This window comes from Bacillus cereus group sp. BcHK124, from assembly GCF_027712065.1.
GTDB classification, from domain to species: Bacteria; Bacillota; Bacilli; order Bacillales; family Bacillaceae_G; genus Bacillus_A; species Bacillus_A pacificus.
In genome coordinates this window covers 169,969-191,135 of the sequence record NZ_JAQFPJ010000003.1, presented here as the reverse complement: position 1 = coordinate 191,135, position 21,167 = coordinate 169,969, and the positions used below count along the sequence as shown (strand labels likewise).

The following is a 21,167-nucleotide window of genomic DNA, read 5'->3' as shown; positions in this document are numbered from 1 at the left end:
AACCTAACAAACACTTCAAATTACACACCTATATTATACTGATTAAACTAAATATTCAATCTTTATTTCCCCCATTCATTATGTAAATAAAAAAGGATAATCAGCCCTCATAATGGACTAACTATCCTGTAATTTATTATCTTACTTTAACAAACGGGTGACCTTTCTTCCTTATTCACAAACAAGAATTTGTCTAGAAAATGTTCCTTTTTTTGTAGTGCAACGATCTATAATTTCAAATCCTGCTTCATGAATCATATCGTCCATTGTTTCCATTGTGACAACGACTACCTTTTTAGCAATGCGGCGTGCGCTTGAAAGAATGGAGAGCTGATTTTCTGGTGTTGCGTGCGTAAATAAGTCATATGGCATGTCGATAATTGCGACGTCATAGTTCTCCGTAATCTCCTCGATCGGACCTTTCGTTATCGTCCCATCGAATCCGAAGTGCGCAATATTTTCTCTCGCTCCAATCGCAACGAGCGGGCTTATATCTCTACCAACGATGTTAATTCCCATCGAAAGAGCTTCTACTACAACCGTTCCAATGCCGCAGCACGGATCAATCGCTCTTACTCCCTCTGGATTTGGCACCGCAATATTTGCAACGGATCTTGCAACGCGTGTGCTAAGAGATGTCGAATAGCTACGTGGTTTTTTTATATGATGGTACCAAACTGGTTTACTCTCTACATAATGTCCAAAATACCAACGTCCGCCTAATGGAACAATACCAAAAGTACGCTCTGGATTGCGCACATCTGCTTCCGCATCAATACAATCCCCAATACGTCGTTCAATGATACGTCTTTCCGCATACTCTATTTTATTTTCTCCCTCAAGATCATTGATTTTCACGAAGATAACTTTAAACGTCATTTCTCCTAATTCAATTTCCTTTACTTGTTCCAAAATACTTTCTAAGTCGTCTCCTTCATACATAACCTCAACGCGTTCTTTCATAAAAGGACTTCTACTCGGGTCAATTTTGACATCACTTTTCAAAATATTAACGTGGGACTCCATTCCAAAGAACGAGCGCATTTCCAAGTAACATAAAGCACGCTCCTCCTCACGAAATGCATACGTATATATACATGCAGGTGTTTTCCTATGATTATTCAATCTATGATCATCCTCTATATCGTTATAATTACAATACTTTTTTGTATAAAATTAAATGATATCACATGCCTGAAATAAAGAGAAACGTTAATAAATAAAAGAGACTGCCTATTGGCAATCTCTTTTAATGTATTAACGGAAAGAAGATACGTTATTACCCTTTGCTTCGTAATAATCTAAAATACCTTGATAAATCGCTTCTGCTGCAGCTTGTCTCTGTTTTGGTGTAGCAATTTTATCTGCATCACTTTTATTATCTACAAATGCTAATTCTGTTAATACAGCTGGCATTGTATTTTCTCTAGTTACGTATAAGTCCTGATGTTTTATACCACGATCTTTTGTTCCAAGTGCTGCTACAAGACGATCTTGAATTTTTTGTGCTAATAACATACTGTCTTCTACATGCGGATTCGTTACTTTTGCTCTTGCTGACTGATAATATAACGTTTCTGTACCTTGTCCATTTTTATATTCAGAGCCATTAGCATGAATACTTACAAAAATATCTCCATTATGTTCCTGTGCAAACTCTACACGTTTCTTTAATGAATCAGGACCACTTGTTCCTGGACGTGTATCATTTGTACGAGTGAACATAACAGTAAATGGTGCCCTTTGCTCAAATATTTTCTTTAATCGTAATGATACATCTAATACAGTTTCACTTTCTTTCTCATAATAACCAACATTACCCGAGTCAATTCCACCGTGACCTGGATCAATAATAATTGCTTTACCTTCTAAGAAGTTCTCTTGTTTTACTGGGTTTAATTGATTTTTATCAACCCATTGGAAACCAGCGCCTACGCGGATACGAATCCAGCTTCCACTCTCTTCCATAACCGTTACTGTTTGTGCATTATATGTACCTAGCACTTTAGAACTATGTGAAGCTGTTTCATAAGTAGTAAATCCTTCATTAATCGTTTCTGTTTTTTCTGTTAGAGGTGTCCATTTCTCACCTTTACTTGTTACAATTTTTAACCAGCCGTCTGCTCTTTGTTCTTTCACTACAACCATTTGTGGCTTATGCTGAACATCAGTAATACCAGATGATAATGATGGTTGATGATATGTAATAAAGTTTCTGTTCATATACATTCTTTTTGATGTATCTGTTTTATTTTGATCAGCCATCGCAATAAACTGAGCTGCTTCTGCACGAGTTACAGTTCCTTCAGGCTCCCAGCCATTTCCCGTGCCTTTAGAAATCTCTAAAGCTACTAAAATATTAGCTTGTTTCTTACCCCAATGAGTTTCCAAATCTTTAAACTGTGTTGGAAGTTCTCCAATAATTTTCTTATCTAATGAGTATGCTTGTACTAACATAGATGCCATAGATGCACGGTTAATTTGGCTTGATGGATTGAATTTACCAGTACCATCCCCATTAATTACACCTGCTTTTTCCACTGCAGCAATGTACGGAGCTGCCCAATGGTTTTGTGCATCTTTAAAAGATGGCTTTGCTTTTGGATCAATTGGTAAACCAAGAACGACTGCTAAAATTTTTGCAGCTGACCCTCTATCTACTGCTTCAGATGGAGAAAACGTTCCATCTGGCTTTCCATCAAGCGCCTTTTTTCCTACTAAATAATCAACTGATTCTTGCGCCCATGAAGGAACATCCGAAAACTTCTTCGCTGCTGCGAAACTACTTACTGGAGACGATAATAAACTTGCGGCTAAAATACCTGCCGCGACTGCACGATACTTCATAAAAAATAATACTCCTCTCGACAATCATCTTTTTATAACGCGTAATCTTAATATATAAATCTCAAAAAATCCAAACAAAAAAAATTAGTGCGCCTCTATTATTTTATAATACTCGAATTATGTAGTAAACCTACTTTCTTAATATTGTAAAACAAATTACAATTAACTTACTTTTTGTTAAATAAAGTCGATTTCTCTGCAAATAAAAAATAGGCTACTAGAGGTAGCCTATTTCTTTTCTTATTCTGCAATCATCTCTGATAATACATATGCATAAACAAGTGCTTCTGTATGAGCAATCGAACTTTCATGTGTACGCTCAAATGCATGAGAAGAATCAATACCTGCTCCAATTAATGCATGCTTCACATCAAATCCAGCGCGAATCGCAGCTGATGCATCCGATCCATAGTACGGATAAATATCTACTTTATATTCAATATTGTTCGTTTTCGCAAGCTCTACTAAATGTTTACGTAGTGCATAATGATACGGACCACTAGAGTCTTTTGCACAAATAGATACTGTATACTCGTCAGATGCTTGTCCATCACCTAGCGCTCCCATATCAACCGCTAAATATTCAACTGTTTCTTCTGGAATGTTAGAGTTACCACCGTATCCAATCTCTTCATTGTTAGAAATTAAGAAATGAGTTGTATATGGTAATGTTACGTTTTCATCTTGTAATCTCTTAATTAATTTTAATAGAATTGCAACACTTACTTTGTCATCTAAATGACGTGATTTTATGTATCCACTCTCTGTAATTTGAACGCGTGGATCAAATGAAACGAAGTCTCCTACTTCAATTCCTAATTCACGTACTGCATCAGCTGAAAATACGCGCTCATCGATACGAACCTCAATATTTTTCTCATCGCGTTTCGCTTCACCTGCATCTTTATATACATGTACAGATGTTTGATGCATTAAAATCGTTCCTGTATACGTCTTGCCACTTGATGTTTCAATTTCGCAATATTCCCCTTCTACAGAGTTCCAGCGAAATCCGCCAATCATAGAAAGACTGAGACGACCATCTGGCTTAATTTCTTTCACCATCGCACCTAACGTATCAACGTGTGCTGTTAATAAGCGATGCTGTGCATCATTTTTCCCTTTTACCGTTAAAATAAGAGCACCTTTATTGTTACGCTTCGTTTCTACATTCCACTCACTTACATAGTTTTCAATAAAACGAATAATTTTATCTGTATTTCCAGATGGACTTGGAATAGAGACAAGCTCCTTAATCAATTCCATCGTTTCTTTCGCATAATGTGCCATTGTCGTTTCCTCCTCATTTTTCCTATTATTTAGTATACCGAATTTACTATAAATCCTCTACTCATATAGCTTAATTTTCTAAATTATAGTAAAATTCACTTTAGTATATAAAAGGAGTTATACAATATGAATATATCAAAAAAATATGTACACATTGCACTCATTTGGTTTCTAGCATCATTACTTTGTTTACAAGTTTCTTATGCAGTTCATACTACTACTTCTATTACAATTGGCTGGGTATTAACAGCTATCTTCTTCATTATTAGCTTAATCGCAACAAAAAAGCATAGCGTTCGTTAATGAGTAACGCTATGCTTTCCCTACAAATCTATTCTTCTGAAACATCCAACAAGTAAATACCTCTTTCAAACCCACCGCGCTCTATCTCTTTCTGCTTACGAAGACGTTCTACATCTTCAATTGTTGCACCTTCTGCACGCGCTAATGATATGATTACTTCCAGTGCATCCGCAAGAGAATCAAGCGCATGTTCACGCTCTTTCATAGAAGCAAATTCACGAATTTCTTCTGTTCCAATTTTCGCCAAAGCTTGTATGTATGCTTGTCCTGTTAATTTTTGTGCTGTATATGTTTTTCCAGACATTAAAATCTTCTCTGGAACACGATCTCTTACTAACTTGTTATATGCTGACATCATTCATCCTCCTATGTTTAATAGCAGCCGAGCTCTGCCTTATAAAGTGAAACTTTAATCAGTGGGGGTTTTGTTCATCCCCCACTGATTATTAGTTGAACCAATCGGGCTTTTACGGGCAGTTGATCCCCAACCTAACTTCTTTGCTTCCGCTGAATTTTGAGGTGGGGGTCTTACTGCCCGTTAATGCGGGATAAAATAACCACTCTTTTTTCACACAAGCACTTAACATATCAATTCCTGATCCGTGCGCCCTTACTGCCGGAAAGAAATAATGCTCTGGTTCTTCTTTCTTCTCTCCATATAAGGTTTGGTACTCATCAGGAATCGCTTCTTTTTTCACATCCCGTTCTTTCTCCACTTCACCTGAGAAAACAGCAATTGGATGCCCTTCAAAAAATAGTGCAGTCCGTACCGCAAGAGATGGTGTACTATGCAAAGCATAATATGTAAGTAAAATAATAACGATAATACCAATAACTTTCTTCATATATTACTCCTAAAAAAAAGTGCTAACACAATTATACTAAAATGTGTTAGCACTTTCTCCCCTTTATCCTAAATTAACCGGCAGTAAAACTGCCACTACACTTTATTCTCCTTTAAATGCCGGTAAACGTTTTTCTAAAAATGCAGCGATGCCCTCTTTATGATCTGCTGTTTGTCTCATCGCATATTGGCCGCGTTTTTCAAGCTGCAGCGTTTGTTCTAAATTGGAGCGATTTACTTCACATAAAATTTGCTTCGTTTGAATCATCGCTTTGATTGGCTTTTGTGACCATTCACTAATTTTTTGCTTCACAGCCGTTTGGAAATCTTCGCCGATTACTTCATCAATTAAACCAATATCAAGCGCTTCTGTTGCTGATAATTTCTTTCCTTCCCAAATAATTTGCTTCGTCATATTTTCACCAACGCGCTTCTGAAGGAAGAAATGGCCGCCACCATCTGGAATTAAAGCGATTCCAATAAAGTTCATCGCAATAATTGATGATATATCTGCCATCACATAGTCAGCTGTTAGTGCAATACTTAATCCAAGACCAGCAGTTGGTCCATGAATAGCACTAATAACAAGCTTCGGCATCGTATATAAAGTCACAACGACTTCAGAAATAGTATTCATAATACCATCAAACTTGCTTTCATCATTACTTGAAAGCATCGATTTAATATCTCCACCCGCAGAAAAACCACGGCCGTTCCCGCATAACACAACAATGTGTGCAGAACTCTCCGCTACTTCTTTCAGTTTTTGTAATAACTCTTTTAACGTTGGTTCATCTAATGCATTTAACACCTCTGGGCGATTGACCATAACCGTTGCAACGTGCCCTTCATATTTCACAATGACAGATTCTGTTTTACTTGTTACTTCCATTATATATACCCCTCTTTTCTACACAAAGATTATACTTATATAATTATAGAAAGGATGTGAAAAACCCTTCTTTTTTCTTAATTTTCTGTCTAATAATCTCGTAATTTGTATATCACCTTGCATAAAACATACAATTTCGTTACAAAATATAGAAATTAAAGTCGGTTTATCCCCGCTCTTCATCTATTTACCATTACAATGAAATGGTGTATTCTTAAGTCTGATATAAAAATTAAATATAGAAATTCATTCCCCTTCCTATTATATAGAGGGGTGCTGAAATAAAGGAATGAAGAAATGGAGGAACATATGGTTACTAAGTTAAAACAGACGGATAACTACTTCCCGCATTTCCTACTGCTATTCATCGTGTTTCAACCAATTTTAGATTTATTAACGTCTTTTTCAATCTATATATTACACATGAGCGCAACAGTCGGAATCGTAGTCCGTTTCGCCTTTATGCTTCTTGCATTAGGTTATCTACTTCTTCATCATAAACAACAAGGCGCGAAAAAGTACATTCTCTATTTATGTTTACTCGGAATTGCACTGGCAATCGGTCTTGTAAATAATATGATGGTTAAATCTCCAGTTTCATTTGGAGAAGAAGTTAAATTTATTTTAAAGAGCATATATCCAATTGTGCTACTGTTTGGATATATTATCGTCTTTAAAGAGCTAAAAAATAAAGAATATGTGTTTCATAAAATCATTACATATTTCTTATATGCAACTTTAATTTTAAGCATCACAATGATTATCGCAATGCAAACTGGCACTGATTTCCCAAGCTATCCTCACTCAAAAATTGGCTCAAGAGGTTGGTTCTTTGCTGGAAATGATTTAAGTGCTCTCTTCGCGATTATGTTCCCAATCGTTGTCTTATATTCGATTTATAAAACAACTTCTTTCTCGAAAATATATTACTGGATTCCAACAATACTTGCGATGTATGCAAGTATTATGGTCGGAACAAAAGTTGGATATGGTGCAATTGTGCTAACATTAGGCGTAGCACTTTTCTTCTCGTTCATTGAATATATGATAAACCGTAAAAAAGAAAAAAAAGGATTCACATATCTTGTAAACACCATCGTTGCAGCAGTTGTACTAGGAGGTTTAATTGTTCTTACACCGCATACTCCTATCGCAAAAAATATGGGAATCCACATGCAAATATACGAATACAAAAAATCAGTACAAGAAGAACAGGATAAAAAAGAAGGAAAAGTAATTAAAGAAAATCCAGAGGATGCAAAAAAACACGCAAAAGGTGAACTAACAGACTCTGAAGTGAAGAGTTTAATTTATAGTGATCGGGACAAATTCTTAAAAGTATACAAACAATACTATAAAGAAGCACCGCTCTCACAAAAACTTTTTGGAATGGGTTACGCTGGTAACTACACAGTTAAAATTAAATTAATTGAAATGGACTTCCATGACCTATTTTTCGCCTTTGGAATTATCGGTTTCCTTATTTACTTAATACCACTTCTATACTTCGGTATTAAACTATTCATCCGTATGATTACAAACTTTAAGAAAATTATAACTGTAAAATATATGCTATTATCTAGTACACTCATCCTATCACTTGGCATTGGCTTTATGTCTGGTCACGTATTAACAGCGCCATCTGTTAGCATTTTTTTCATCGTTATACTTGCCTACTTAATTGTTGATTTAGAAATAGAATAAGAAAGAAGCAGCATCTATTTGGATGCTGCTTCTTTCTATTCCAGTCATAATTGCTTTTTCTCGCTTAATTAAATTTTTTGTGGATTACTAAAAAAAGATCGAATCACATGGCGATTCGATCCTTGAAACAAAACTATTTCTTTCTATTGAAACGATGCATGAATCTGCTCCAGCACCTCATCAATATTATCCTTCGTAATAACAATACCGAAATCTTTCGGCACATTACGATCTTCTTCATTTACAACTTTATGTGCAATTATCTTTCCGACTTCTGGTCTGAAATGATGTCCATCCATATAGTTATCTAAGTTCTTTGTTACTGAATTTAAATACATGAAATGATGTACTTCTCCAAATACATCGACAGTATCATGGAGCCACCTTTTATAATCTTCCCAACGTCCTGATTGAATCATCGCACGGAACAATGGCTCTGAAACAGGAGTTGTAAAAATATAAAACTTTGTATTCGGATTATGAGATTTTACAGTTCCTAATATTTCCTTCATATTTTGATACTCATAATTCCCGCCATAAATCTCTCTACTAAATTTATCTACTTGCGCGGCAATTTGTGTGTCACGCTCTTCTTTCGTATACTCACGCATCGATTTTATGTTATCACGATTATATACATCAATAGTCTTATTGTGATGAATGGAGTTTTGAATTGTATTTCGAGAATATGTAATTCCATCCATACTCACATACGATTTAATTGGATATAGTAAGCTTTGCGCCTCATTAATATATACTTCTGGCTTTTCAAAACCGATTTCTCTATTTTTGTTCGTTCCAAGGAAATCTAAACCAATCACAATAGAAGATAATTCACTACCTTTTCTCTCTTTTGCATATTCAATGTACGCATCGTACTCACGCGGATCCATACTACTTACCGCATAATTAAATGCGTTTAATCCAGTAAAATCATTCTCATTGATAAACGTTGTTCTACTACTTCCAAGTATAACGCCATCATAAGTAAACGGACGATATGTTATATAATTCGTTTTTTGTTGTCTCTCATTAAACCCAAACTGAACATCATTCCACTTATTTTTATGAGAGAATAACCAAAGTGAATCTGCATAGCCATTAAATATTCCAACACCTGCAAGTGGAACAAAAACACATACAAAAACGAAAATAAGCCACTGTTTGTTTTTCATATTCTCCACCTAGAAATTAAAGTATAAAAACTCACTAATACTCGTTAAATGCAATACACTATACACAAGTAATATTGCAGTAAATAACGCCGTCCATACTGTCGGACGGAATGAGTCTTTTAACTGAATTGAATTTTTTAAGAAGAAACTAATACATAATGCTCCGAAAATATACGCTACTATTTCCGTATTTAATAATGAAACATGGTATGCTTCAGTAAATGAAACACCGTAACCTTTTAAAAATTGTAGCTTCTCAATAACAAATACCGGGAATACGCTATTGGCTAGTTCGAATCCATTAAATCCAAACATTCCTTTTAACACTTTCACCGCATCATGCATCGATGTTGCTCTAAAGAATACCCACGTTATATTAATGAAGAAAAACGTCACCAGCCATCCCGCCCAGGCCGGCATGCACCCTCCTGCTTTGTTCCACAAACGATGAACGACAGAAGCTAATCCGTGCAGAAATCCCCAGAAAATAAATGTCCAACCAGCCCCATGCCAAAGTCCACTTATTAAGAAGACAATCATAATATTGACGTATGTACGCGTAATACCTTTTCGATTTCCTCCAAGAGAAATATACACATATTTCGTTAAAAACTGGCTTAATGTCATATGCCAACGATGCCAAAAGTCTTGTATACTCACCGCTTTATAAGGTGAGTTAAAGTTTTGAGGCAATTTAATGTTGAACATTAACGCAATTCCAATTGCCATATCGCTATATCCACTGAAATCAAAGTATAACTGAAATGTAAACGCTAATGATGAAAGCCACGCTTCAACAAAAGTTAGCGACTGCTGTACATCAAACCCTTCCCGTACGACAGGAGATAAAACGTCTGCAATCCCTACTTTCTTGAAAATACCGATGGCAAATACAAAAATACCGAGAACGATATAATTGGATTGCCAACGCTTTTTACTACGATCCGCAAACTGCGGCATAATTTGCGCATGGTGTACAATTGGTCCTGCAATAAGTTGCGGGAAAAATGTTACAAACAGAGCGTAATCAAGAAAATGACATGCCTCCGTTTCCCCGCGATATGTATCTACTAAAAACGCAATCTTTTGGAATGTATAGAAACTAATCGCAAGCGGTAACGTTAATGATAATAATGTAAAATGAGTTCCAAATAACGAATTTACATTTTGCAAAAAGAAATCATAGTACTTGAAATAACTAAGCATTCCGATATTAAATAGTAAGCCTACTGTTAAAAGAAGTTTACTCTTATGCTTCACGAGCCTCATTCCGATAAAGTAGTTCACAATGAGCGATACTAACATAAGCGGCAAATACTTTATGTTCCAATAACTATAGAAAAATAAAGATGCTGCCACAAGCCAAGCTTTCGCTAAAGTAGTTTGTCCAAATTTATTTAATAAAAAATATAAAAGAAATGCTATCGGTAAAAATAAAAAAATAAACTCAAACGAGTTAAATAACACACCATCTCTTCCCTTCTAAACAAATCACACCTTATTCATCTTATCTTATCCAGATAGTGGGTGTCAAAAGGATTCCATACCGCTTTCCTTCTATTATATAGAATAATTATTTTAATCGAATTATTAACATGCTAAAATATTAAAGGCGCTATTATAAAAAAGAATATATAATAGATATGTCGGTTTTTGTGTACGAAATGTATTTCGAAAAAGTGAGGAGAGTCCTTTGGTATTTAGTAGTTCGATTTTCTTATTTATCTTTTTACCTCTCGTATTATTTCTCTATTTTATAGTGCGTGCCGAGCTACGTAATTTCGTATTACTTGCATTTAGTTTAATTTTCTATGCATGGGGCGAACCACGTTTCGTTCTTTTAATGCTCTTTTCCATTGTATTAAACTACTGCTTCGGCCTACTCGTGCATCATTATGATAAACGAAAAAATATGAAAGTCACATTTTTAATTATGGCTGTGGTCGGAAATATACTATTACTTTCTTATTTTAAGTATATTTCATTTTTCACAGACATTTTAAACAACGTCTTGCACTTATCTATTCATGTGGAACCTATTCCACTACCAATTGGAATTTCATTTTATACATTCCAAGCGATGTCCTATGTCATCGATATATACCGTAAAGATGGGGATGTTCAAAAAAACCCACTTAACTTAGCGCTATATATATCTATTTTCCCTCAGCTTATTGCCGGACCAATTGTTCGTTACAATATCGTCGCTGAGCAAATTAAAACGCGCATCCATTCTTTTGAACGATTCACAGAAGGTATTCAAATTTTCGTTCTCGGACTAGCAAAAAAGATATTAATCGCTAACCAAGTTGGATTCGTCGCTGATAAAATCTTTGCCTTACCACCATCTGAAATGAGTGTTGGAACGGCATGGATTGGTATTATCGCCTATACCCTGCAAATTTATTTCGATTTCTCAGGGTACTCTGATATGGCAATAGGACTTGGAAAAATGTTCGGATTTGATTTCCCGAAAAACTTCAACTATCCGTACATCTCTAAATCTATTTCAGAGTTTTGGAGAAGATGGCATATTACACTCGGCTCTTGGTTCCGCGATTACATATATATCCCGCTCGGCGGAAACCGCGTTTCAAAACTAGCGAATTATCGTAACCTCTTCATCGTATGGGGGTTAACTGGTTTATGGCACGGGGCGAGCTGGACATTTATCGCCTGGGGCTTATATTACGGCTTTATTATTTCAATTGAAAAAGCTGGATTCGAAAAAATATTAAACAAACTATGGAAGCCGCTGCAACATGCATACGTATTACTAATCGTTATGATCGGTTGGGTCTTCTTCCGAGCTGACAACTTCGCTTACTCGTTCCAATATTTAAAAGCGATGTTCGGCATAAGCGGCCAATCTTTCATCGATGACAATACGATGTTATACGTACATGAATACATTATCGTATTTCTCATTGCCTTTATCGCAGCGACACCAATTTTAAAAAGAATGAAAAACATACTAGAACTTGCGCCAAAAACGTATATGTTCACAATGCAATTTGTACGTCCTATATTATTACTAACATTATTTATGATTTCGGTTATGTACTTGATTAACTCAACATATAATCCATTTATTTATTTCAGGTTTTAACTGATGTAGGAAGGAAACGTTATTATGAAAAAATTGGGGAACCTCATCCTGTTTATCGGTTTTCTCACCATTATCTTTTCATTTGGCATATTATCGTTACTCAAAACAGACCGAGACATTTCACCAGTTGAAAATCGGCCGCTCGCTCAAAAACCAGCACTTACGAAAGAAGCTCTCCTAACTGGTAGCTTCTTTAAAGATTTCGAAACATACACAAATGATCAACTAATTGGACGAGATGAGCTTATTAAAAACTATACAATTGCTCAAATTAATATGGGCAAATCTCTCATTAACGACATTATTTTAACTGATGATAAATGGCTCCTGAAAAACCCGGCGTGGACAAAAAAATATAATGAAATTGACCAATCCATGCCCGCTATAAACGATTTGTCTCAGTTTTTAAAAGAACAAAACGTTGAGTTTTACTTTGCTTTACCACCGTCAAAAACGAATGCATTATCATTTAAATTACCTTCTCATATTCACACATATGCACAGGAAAATTTAAATTACTTTCTAAAGAAGCTTCCAGCAGACGTAAAGCCAATAAAGCTTATGGAACACTTTAAACAGAACTATACAAACGAAGAAATACAAGACATGTATTTCAAAACAGATCATCATTGGAATATGGACGGTGCCTTCTTAGGTTACCAATATATAATGAACACAATCGAGCAACAATCTTCTATATATAAAGGAAAAGAAATAAAAAAAGAAGACTACACTCGGACATGTGCGCAAAATAAACATTTAGTCGGTAGCTTCAACAACCAACTATACCAACTCATCGATGCAACGGGTGAAAAATTATGCTACTACACACCGAAAGACGGTTTCAACTTCACAAGCGTAACCGCAAAAGATGTGCAAGGTACTATTCACCAAAAATTAGATGAAATATACGGCGTAGAAAAACAAAAAGATACAACATCATACGCAGGTTATTACACAGATGACTATCCAGAAATCGTCATCGAAAATAACAATGCACAAAATGAAGTACGCGCCCTAGTCCTAAAAGACTCATTCGCAAACGCAATCGTGCCACACTTAGCACAAAGTTTCAAACACACATCTATCCTCGACCTACGTCACTATCACGAAAAAGATGTACATCAATACATTCAAGACAACAACATTAACATGGTATTGTTCGTGTATAGTGATTCGAATTTGAGCGGAGATATGTTTAAGTTTAAGAAATAGAAAGAAGGCTCTTGTAAATTTACAAGAGCCTTCTTTCTATTAAAAAATCAGTGGGGATGAATCCCCACTGATTTTTTACTTTATCTATAATCGACTTATAGATTTGGGTTGTTAAGAACGTTCACTTGTACAGCTTGTGAACCAATTTCACTTGTTACAACATTCTTATCGCCTAATACTTTGAACACTAATGTACCTTTGTCAGTGTACTTCGTAGTTAAAGCATCATAAATGTCTGCTTTAAAGTTGTTGAATACTGAATCACTTGATGCTGTTACTGTTACATCACCAAGTTTTTGGTCAAAGATGTCATAATGAGCATTACCATTTGTATCAAGGTAAAGAGTTCCTTTATCTTTGCCAGACTTCACAACACGTACTTTATGTTGTGTTTCTTTCGTTAAGTTAATACCTTTTACGATATCATCAAGGTTACTCTTCTCAAGTTCTAATACAGTACCGATGTTAATTTTCTTCTCCACGAAGTTTTCTGTTTGAACTGGTTTGAAGTCTACAGATTTAATAGCGATTTTCTCTTGAACGATTTCTAATGTCGCTTTACCAGCAGTTGCACCATTTTTCGTTAAGTGGATATCAACTTTACCTGGTTTTAAACCTTTAACAACAACTTTATTTCCAACAATTTTCGCTTCAGCTACTGCTGGATTTTTAGATTCAACTACATAACCTTCTAAGTTCTCAGGATCAGAGTATACGCGATCTGAAGTGTACTTAGATAATTGATACTCAACTGTGTTAGCCACATTTAAGTCAAGTTTTGAATCAGGTGATTCACCGTATTTACCTACTTTAGATACAAGTTCGAAGTTTTTGAATGCAACGTTACCTTCTGTTACGTTCACATATAATGAACCTAAAGTTTCACCGTTAGCATTTTGGAAGTGAACTGTACCTTCGCCTACTTCATTACCTGTAACACCAATTGTTTTTGTACCGATTGAGCCAGCATCAGTTGTTGTTACATCTAAAGCTTCCACTACACCAGTTTTTGGAAGAACTTCTTTAATTGCAGCTGTGTTAGCACCAAATGGATCGCCATATTGGTCAGTTGTTACGAATGTAACAGGTAATGTTTTACCTTGAACAACTTGTAATTTATCTGGATTAGCTTTTACTGATTTTAACGTACGAGAACCAGTCGTTACTTTGAATTTAACGTCTTTTGTAACGTCGCCTACTTTAATAGTAAGTGTAGCTTCACCAGCAGCTTCAGCTGTAATGTAGTTGTTTACTACAGAGATAATACCGCTGTTTGAAGATTTAATGCTAATTGAGTTTGGATCAACTACTTTATCTTCTCCAGCAATTGTAGCAACTACGTTATGGATTTGTGCTTTTTCACCAACCACTAACGTTTGGCTGTTTAGTTTGAAGTCTTTTCCAGTCAATTTATTACCGTATACTACACCGTTTTTATCTGCATCTACCGCAAATACAGTACTCTTAATTGCAGAAGCTGGTGTATCAAGGTTTTTCACTGTAATAATACCAGTGTTAGAAACCGTTAAACCACCGCGTTTTGTAACTTGAACCTCTACTTTGTAATCACCGTGAGAAAGGCCAACACCAAGTTTACCTGTAGAAGAAGTTGACTTTCCACCCTCAAAAATGTTTGCTGGTGAACCGTCTAAGTTATTTGCTACAAATTTGACGTCATGGTTTGCTAAGTTTAAGTACTCAACATCAGCGTTACCTTTTTCGTCGTTTAATTTGAAGACAATTGCTTGACCAGCACGATCATCATCAAATGTAAGTTTTTCTACAGCTAATTTTTTCACTTCGTATACGAATTTCGCTACGAATGATTGATTTTTAACTTTAATGCTTAAGTCTTTATTAGGAGCTACTTTGCCACCAAGTGTTACTACAGCAGAAGTACCATCAGCGCTTGCTTCAATCGCAACAGCTTTATCTCCTTCAAGAGTTACATCATCAGCAGAAAGTTTATCTAAACCAGTACCTGTTAATGTTAATTTCGCTGGTTCAGAAATTTTCACATCTGTTACATATGCTTGTTCATTATCTTTTTTACCATACTTTTTATCTGTTAATGCGATAAATTGAGCTGCTTCTGCACGAGTTACAGTTTTATTTGGCTCCCATTTCGTACCAGTACCTACAGAGATTCCAAGGTTAATTAGGATGTTTGCTTTTTCTTCACCCCAATGTTTTCTTAAATCATCAAATGTTGTAACTAACTCGCCATTAACTTTATCTTTTAAGTTATAAGCACTTACTAACATAGAAGCAAATGAAGCACGGTCAATCTTTCCTTCTGGATAGAAGTTTTCTTTGCCGTCACCTTTAACGATACCAGCTTTTTCAACTGCTGCGATATATTTAGCAGCCCATGTATTTTTAGCATCTTTGAAAGAAGGTTGAGCATTTTCATCAACTGGTAAATTTAAAATTTTAGTGAAGATTACAGCTGCCGAAGCACGATCGATTGATTCGGCTGGACCATATGTACCGTCTGGCTTACCTACAATTGCACCTTTATCTACTAAGTAGTTAATAGAATCTTCTGCCCAATGTCCAGCTGGAACGTCTGGGAATGATTTACCTGCTGCTGCTACTGGAGATACAACACCTGCTACCATTGCTGCTGTCATTGTACCTGCGATTACTTTTTTGTAAGAGTTAGTCTTTGCCATTTTATAAATTTCCTCCTTCAGGAATATGCTACTAGTTTCACATCATATTAAATTTGAAAACTAGCTAGTTAGAAAAGCCATAAAACAATAAAAACATAAACAAAAACACTATAATGAAAAGTAGTTCACATAAAAAATGATACAAACCGTTAAATGTAAATATAAGGTTTAAATACCATTTTCTGAAACAAGTTCATCATACTATACAAAACCATTCGTTATCAAGAACTTTCTCAAAAGAAAATTCGACACATTCTGATAATTCAGTCTTTTAATCGTGCTATTAGGATATTGATAATACTTAAATATAGAAATGAATAAACTGTTTTCCTATAAACCACTCTCAATGCGCTTCGTATATTTTTCATATCGAATACACAATTGGAATTATAGCACATATTTCCACTTCATCACCTAAATATTTTTTACAATAAATACAATTTTCAGACTACATTCGACTGAAACTATTTTATTTCGACATTATTTTCTTCTTTTCGAATGTTTTTTTAACAGAAAAAGGTGTTAATTTACAAAAAATTTACATATTAATGAGGTATTCTTCTATTTTTGAAAGCGCTTTTGATTTGTTTCTCAATAAAACTAACTATTAATTTGCAAAATATGATCAATTTTTTAGAAATCGTTTTATATAAAAATTAAACATAAAAAAAGAGCCCACATAATGTGGACTCTTTCCATTGAAATAAATTTCAATTAGCGAGTTACTGTTACTGGTTTGAAAGCAACAAGTTTGTTATTTTCTGTGTCAACTGTATTTAAAGTTGCATTATCTTTAAGCTCTTTAGCTTTAAGAGTTAATGTACCAGTTGCAAAGTTAACATTCTCTGCAGTTTCTAACTTAAGTACTACTTCTTTAGAAGCAGTTTCTTTTGCTGCTTTAGCAGAGTCTGCCGCTACTGTGAATGGCACACCATTTAAGTCAAATACAAGATCAGTTGCATCAACTTTTACAGCTTCAGAGAATGTAAGAGTTACTTCTTTCTTCTCTACATTTGAAACTTTAGCTGATTTGAATTCAGGAGCTTTTGTATCTTTAACATCTAATAATAGGTTTGTTGTACCCATTTTCACACCAGATGCATTTGCAACATTAGAAACTGTGAATTTCACTGTTTCTGATTTTTCGAAAGTGAATGTTTTTGGTAATTCGATTGTAGCTGTATCACCAGATAAAGTGATTAGTGTACCTTCTGGTAATTTAGCGCCTGCTAATGTGTAGTTGTTTACGTTAGCAGCTGACTCTGCACCTTGGCCACCTTTAACAACTTTATCAAATTTTACTGTAATAGTATTTTCATCCTTATTGAACGCTTTATCTGTTACCTTTGGAGCTTCTTTATCAACTACTACTTCTTCTTTGTTCTTGTCAATTTTTACATCTGTAGTAAATGCAGCTGAATTATTACCAGCTTTATCTTGAATAAATCCTTTTGAAGCAGAAACTTTATAGTTACCTGCAGCTGGGAATTTTACAGTGATACCTTTTTTATTATCTTTCGCAGCTTCTACTGTCACATTTGTTGTTACATCTTCGCTTGTATCTTGATTAATGATACGAACAACTTTTTTATCAAATGTAGCTGTTTCAGCATTTACTTCTTTATCAAATGTAAATGTAGCTTTTTGATCTTTCTCTGCTACAACTTTTACGAAGTTAGGAGCTACAACGTCTTTTGTAACTTTTACTTCTTTAGATACTTTTTGACCTACGTTGTTAGCTACATCTTTGTAACCAACAAACTCAATTGTAAGATTTGTAGCTGTTTCCTCTGCTTTAAGAGCGCCTTTTACTTCAACAATTGCTTTTGTTTTGTCTTGAGGATCAACAGTGATTGTAGCTGTTAAAGGATCTTTACCTTTTTTAACTGTTACAGTACCTAAGTTCTCGTTAGTCATCTCTTCTGAGAATGTAACTTCTAATGTAGCATCTTCTTTAGTAATTTCTTTCACTTTAACATCTTTAACTTCTGGAGCTGTAACGTCTTTTTCTACTTTATAAGTAGCTTTACCTTCGTACATTTCCATTGTGTTATCAACTAAATCTTTAGCACCTGTTACGATTACATTAAATGCTTCACCGTTTTTAACTACAGATGCAACATCAGCTTTTGGTAATGTAACTGTATTACCTTTAGGGTTAACTACGAATTTTGTACCGTTAATAACAACAGTAACTTTTTCGTTTTCATTTAGTTTTTCACTAAATACTACTTTAACATCTCCATCTGGAGTAGAAACTGTGGATACAGTTGGAGCTACTTCGTCGTTAAAGAAGATAACTTCTAATGCTTTTGGAATTTCTTTACCGTCAGCAGTTTTTAAGCCTTCAGCAGTTACAACATAAGCATTGTTCTTTTTAAGCTTGTTAGCATCTTCTAAAGTTAAGATTACAGATTTTTTGTCTTCACCAATTTTTGCTGCAACTTTTACTGGATTTTCGCCTTGAGAAATTGTGAATGTCGCTTTCTCCACATCTCCTTCTTTCACTGTAGCGCCAAGTTTAACTTCGATTTCTTTAGCATTGATTGCTTTAATAGACTCAACTTTAGCTTCTTCTTTTTGCCCACCGAACTGCTTGTCAGTTTTAGCAATAAATTGAGCTGCTTCTGCTTTCGTTACAGATTTATTTGGTTCCCATTTGTCGCCAGTACCAACAGAGATTCCTAATTTAACTAGGATGTTAGCTTTATCTTTACCCCAGCTATCTTTTAAATCATCGAATTTAGTTTCTAAAGGACCGTTTACTTTAGTATCTAATTTGTAAGCTTCTACAAGAAGAGATGCCATAGAAACGCGGTCGATTTTTCCGTCTGGATCGAATGTGCCGTCGCCTTTACCTTTAACAACGCCAGCTTTTTCAACTGCTGCGATGATTGCAGAAGCCCAGTGGTTTTGAGAATCAGCGTAAGATGGTTTAGCACCTTTTTCGATTGGTAAGTTTAAAATTTTAGCCATCATTGTAGCTGCTTCTGCACGAGTGATTTCACGATCAGGAGCGAATGTACCATCGTCGTTACCTGCGATAGCGCCTTTTTCTACTAGGTAGTAAACTGATTCTTTAGACCAGTGACCATCTACGTCTGGGAATGTTTTACCTGCTGCTGCTACTGGAGATACAACACCTGCTACCATTGCTGCTGTCATTGTACCTGCGATTACTTTTTTGTAAGAGTTAGTCTTTGCCATTTTATATATTTCCTCCTTAGGAATGTAATACTAGTTCCATACTGTTTTAAATAGATATTCTACTTATTTTTGAAACTAGTAGATATAAATGTGGTTAAAGTATTCATTATACAGAATAATAGGATATCCAGTATTACAGAATCACAAAGAAATCGTACACCCTTTCCATCCAATTTAAAACCTTAAATTCGACAAAAAAGTTAATTTTCACAATTCTAAACGATTATTTTTCGACTTTCATTTTAAAGGATCTAGATCAAAAAATCAAAATATTTCAAATGAATAGAAAAACGCGTCAGAATTACATTTATAACAAACTTCTTATAACCATTTACAACTATAACAGAAAAAGCTTTCTGATTACAATATCTAACTATAGAGATATTACGACATTAATCGACAGCTTACTTTTCTATGATTCGACATTTTTATTACCATCAGATTTTTCAAAATTACCATACCTATTTTCTTATCATTTACTAAATAAAACGTTAAATCCTAACATTCATTATATATTAATGTTAGGATTTTTAAACATACATCTTATCTCTCAAACTTCTTTTTTTATGAGTATAAATTTGCAATCACTTACGTAATTCGACATTTTTCTACAAATTTATTTTTTCTTTCGACATTTTATTTTTTTCAAAAAATAAAAAAGAGGATGTCCTCTTAAATTAAGATCCCATTCCTCTTTTTTTGCACTCTTTGGAATTCAAGTCACTTATGATGTATCGAGACGCTGTTGAAATTTGCTCTCGTAATTCTACTACTCTTTGTTCCAATGTTTCTTGTACATATTCTTTTTGTTCTAGTTGCTTCGTTGCGACATTATACAAAGTTTCAGACGTCCAATCACCATCTACGTTTCCGATAATCGGCTGATTTATTTGTTGTAAAAATGAATCGATCTTTGGATCATATGAAATACCGACCATAGGAATATTAGCAACCGCAGATAGTATGAGCGCATGAAGTCTCATACCGATTAGAAGCGAACATTCCGACAAAATTGAAATTTTCTCATGAATATCGAGCTTATACGGAAGCATATGAGCTTCTTCTCCCATTAAATTAATAATATCGCGTGATGCATTTTGATCAAATGGTCCATGCATTGGTACGAATAAAATATGGTATCCATCACGCTTAAATTTTTTCAGCGTATCTGCTAGCTTCTTCATATAATCTTCTTTCGCGTCCCAATACCTCACACTAACTGCAATTACTTTCCCTTGAATCGCATGTTTTTGCAACCACTCCGACTTCATTCCTTCTGGTTGACATGCCAATACTGGATCTGGAACTAGTTCGATATCCTTCTTAATACCAATTTCTTTTAAATACAAAAATGAATCTTCATCACGAACTGATATATATTCCGCTTTTGATACTTGCCATTTCACTAATAAACGATTTTGTCTTTTCGTAATTGGACCAATTCCTTGCGCATAAATATAATACGGCTTCTTCAAAAAACGAGCAATTCGCATAATACCCGTATAGTACAAAATACTTTTAATACTCGTTTTATCTTGAAGGAGGCTTCCTCCTCCGCTAATTAAGCCATTACTTCTCTTTATTTCCTTATAAATTGCTCTTATATCCCAGCGATTTACTGCCTCTACACCGTACATTTTTCTTGTATAGTCGGGGTCATTCGAAAGTACAACAAGCTCAAGAGTAGGATCCTCTTCATATAGCGCTTTAATAATTGATTGCAAAATTGCTTCGTCCCCAACATTATAAAAACCATAATATCCTGATAAAACTAACCGCACTCTTAATCTCCTCCAACATTTCGCAATCAACTTTTTGTCATTCAACAAATCGCTATCAACTCTTTAATAAGAAAAGTTGGATAACTTCAAATTGATTTCTTTCACAAACATATAAATAGCCATAC

General features: G+C 34.9%; 14 protein-coding genes and 1 pseudogene. 4 read left to right on the top strand and 11 right to left on the bottom strand.

Going from position 1 to position 21,167, the window contains the following annotated elements; translation table 11 throughout:
• Positions 1-171: 171 nt before the first annotated feature.
• The 3 genes from PDK19_RS07795 to PDK19_RS07785 all read right to left on the bottom strand — a co-directional run bounded on the left by PDK19_RS07795 (position 172) and on the right by PDK19_RS07785 (position 4,137).
• Positions 172-1,125, bottom strand: coding sequence for a TRM11 family SAM-dependent methyltransferase (locus tag PDK19_RS07795; protein WP_001059298.1), 954 nt, complete (start codon positions 1,123-1,125; stop codon positions 172-174).
• A gap of 132 nt (positions 1,126-1,257) precedes the next feature.
• Positions 1,258-2,847 carry an N-acetylmuramoyl-L-alanine amidase gene (locus PDK19_RS07790; RefSeq protein ID WP_000877251.1) on the bottom strand — a complete coding sequence of 530 codons (1,590 nt, stop codon included), beginning with the start codon at positions 2,845-2,847 and terminating at the stop codon, positions 1,258-1,260.
• A gap of 240 nt (positions 2,848-3,087) precedes the next feature.
• Complete coding sequence (locus tag PDK19_RS07785; protein WP_000951653.1) at positions 3,088-4,137, bottom strand: M42 family metallopeptidase; 1,050 nt, start codon at positions 4,135-4,137, stop codon at positions 3,088-3,090.
• 126 nt (positions 4,138-4,263) lie between these two features.
• On the opposite strand from PDK19_RS07785, the gene PDK19_RS07780 reads away from it, so the two are divergent.
• The gene (locus PDK19_RS07780; protein WP_001027096.1) at positions 4,264-4,440 is read left to right on the top strand and encodes a hypothetical protein; all 177 of its coding nucleotides are present in this window, start codon (positions 4,264-4,266) and stop codon (positions 4,438-4,440) included.
• 28 nt (positions 4,441-4,468) lie between these two features.
• Here PDK19_RS07780 and PDK19_RS07775 read toward each other — a convergent pair whose 3' ends face one another.
• The 3 genes and pseudogenes from PDK19_RS07775 to PDK19_RS07765 form a co-directional block, all read right to left on the bottom strand.
• Positions 4,469-4,795: a nucleoside triphosphate pyrophosphohydrolase gene (locus PDK19_RS07775; protein ID WP_001277353.1), complete on the bottom strand. Its 327-nt coding sequence runs from the start codon at positions 4,793-4,795 to the stop codon at positions 4,469-4,471.
• A gap of 178 nt (positions 4,796-4,973) precedes the next feature.
• Positions 4,974-5,285 (bottom strand): annotated as a pseudogene (locus PDK19_RS07770) (hypothetical protein); the annotation flags it as partial.
• Positions 5,286-5,387: 102 nt separating this feature from the next.
• Positions 5,388-6,176 (bottom strand): enoyl-CoA hydratase, encoded by a 789-nt coding sequence (locus PDK19_RS07765; protein WP_000454174.1) that lies wholly within the window; start codon positions 6,174-6,176, stop codon positions 5,388-5,390.
• Between the two features lie 309 nt (positions 6,177-6,485).
• Here PDK19_RS07765 and PDK19_RS07760 point away from each other — a divergent pair, with 309 nt between their 5' ends.
• The gene (locus PDK19_RS07760) at positions 6,486-7,880 is read left to right on the top strand and encodes an O-antigen ligase family protein (protein WP_000256702.1); all 1,395 of its coding nucleotides are present in this window, start codon (positions 6,486-6,488) and stop codon (positions 7,878-7,880) included.
• A gap of 143 nt (positions 7,881-8,023) precedes the next feature.
• On the opposite strand, the gene PDK19_RS07755 is transcribed toward PDK19_RS07760, so the two are convergent.
• Entirely contained in the window at positions 8,024-9,055 is a 1,032-nt protein-coding gene (locus PDK19_RS07755; RefSeq protein WP_014893272.1) for a hypothetical protein, read from the bottom strand.
• A gap of 9 nt (positions 9,056-9,064) precedes the next feature.
• Positions 9,065-10,522 (bottom strand): MBOAT family O-acyltransferase, encoded by a 1,458-nt coding sequence (locus tag PDK19_RS07750; protein ID WP_000898519.1) that lies wholly within the window; start codon positions 10,520-10,522, stop codon positions 9,065-9,067.
• A 226-nt stretch (positions 10,523-10,748) separates the two neighbouring features.
• Here PDK19_RS07750 and PDK19_RS07745 point away from each other — a divergent pair, with 226 nt between their 5' ends.
• A complete protein-coding gene (locus PDK19_RS07745) occupies positions 10,749-12,164 on the top strand; it encodes an MBOAT family O-acyltransferase (RefSeq protein ID WP_000232141.1) in 1,416 nt (471 codons plus the stop codon).
• A gap of 24 nt (positions 12,165-12,188) precedes the next feature.
• Complete coding sequence (gene patB1, locus PDK19_RS07740) at positions 12,189-13,379, top strand: secondary cell wall polysaccharide O-acetyltransferase PatB1 (protein WP_270706881.1); 1,191 nt, start codon at positions 12,189-12,191, stop codon at positions 13,377-13,379.
• A gap of 95 nt (positions 13,380-13,474) precedes the next feature.
• Here the strand turns inward: patB1 and PDK19_RS07735 are convergent, their stop codons facing one another.
• The 3 genes from PDK19_RS07735 to csaB form a co-directional block, all read right to left on the bottom strand.
• On the bottom strand, positions 13,475-16,054 hold the full coding sequence (locus tag PDK19_RS07735; RefSeq protein ID WP_270706879.1) for an S-layer homology domain-containing protein: 2,580 nt from the start codon (positions 16,052-16,054) through the stop codon (positions 13,475-13,477).
• 714 nt (positions 16,055-16,768) lie between these two features.
• On the bottom strand, positions 16,769-19,261 hold the full coding sequence (locus tag PDK19_RS07730; protein WP_270706877.1) for an S-layer homology domain-containing protein: 2,493 nt from the start codon (positions 19,259-19,261) through the stop codon (positions 16,769-16,771).
• Positions 19,262-19,938: 677 nt separating this feature from the next.
• Positions 19,939-21,042, bottom strand: coding sequence for a polysaccharide pyruvyl transferase CsaB (csaB, locus tag PDK19_RS07725; protein ID WP_001241614.1), 1,104 nt, complete (start codon positions 21,040-21,042; stop codon positions 19,939-19,941).
• Positions 21,043-21,167 lie beyond the last annotated feature (125 nt).

Excerpts from the sequence above, each read along its gene's own strand:
- PDK19_RS07790 (WP_000877251.1), bottom strand. The coding sequence starts at position 2,847 with ATGAAGTATCGTGCAGTCGCGGCAGGTATTTTAGCCGCAAGTTTATTA.
- PDK19_RS07785 (WP_000951653.1), bottom strand. The coding sequence starts at position 4,137 with ATGGCACATTATGCGAAAGAAACGATGGAATTGATTAAGGAGCTTGTC.
- PDK19_RS07780 (WP_001027096.1), top strand. The coding sequence starts at position 4,264 with ATGAATATATCAAAAAAATATGTACACATTGCACTCATTTGGTTTCTA.
- PDK19_RS07775 (WP_001277353.1), bottom strand. The coding sequence starts at position 4,795 with ATGTCAGCATATAACAAGTTAGTAAGAGATCGTGTTCCAGAGAAGATT.
- PDK19_RS07765 (WP_000454174.1), bottom strand. The coding sequence starts at position 6,176 with ATGGAAGTAACAAGTAAAACAGAATCTGTCATTGTGAAATATGAAGGG.
- PDK19_RS07760 (WP_000256702.1), top strand. The coding sequence starts at position 6,486 with ATGGTTACTAAGTTAAAACAGACGGATAACTACTTCCCGCATTTCCTA.
- PDK19_RS07755 (WP_014893272.1), bottom strand. The coding sequence starts at position 9,055 with ATGAAAAACAAACAGTGGCTTATTTTCGTTTTTGTATGTGTTTTTGTT.
- patB1 (WP_270706881.1), top strand. The coding sequence starts at position 12,189 with ATGAAAAAATTGGGGAACCTCATCCTGTTTATCGGTTTTCTCACCATT.
- PDK19_RS07735 (WP_270706879.1), bottom strand. The coding sequence starts at position 16,054 with ATGGCAAAGACTAACTCTTACAAAAAAGTAATCGCAGGTACAATGACA.
- PDK19_RS07730 (WP_270706877.1), bottom strand. The coding sequence starts at position 19,261 with ATGGCAAAGACTAACTCTTACAAAAAAGTAATCGCAGGTACAATGACA.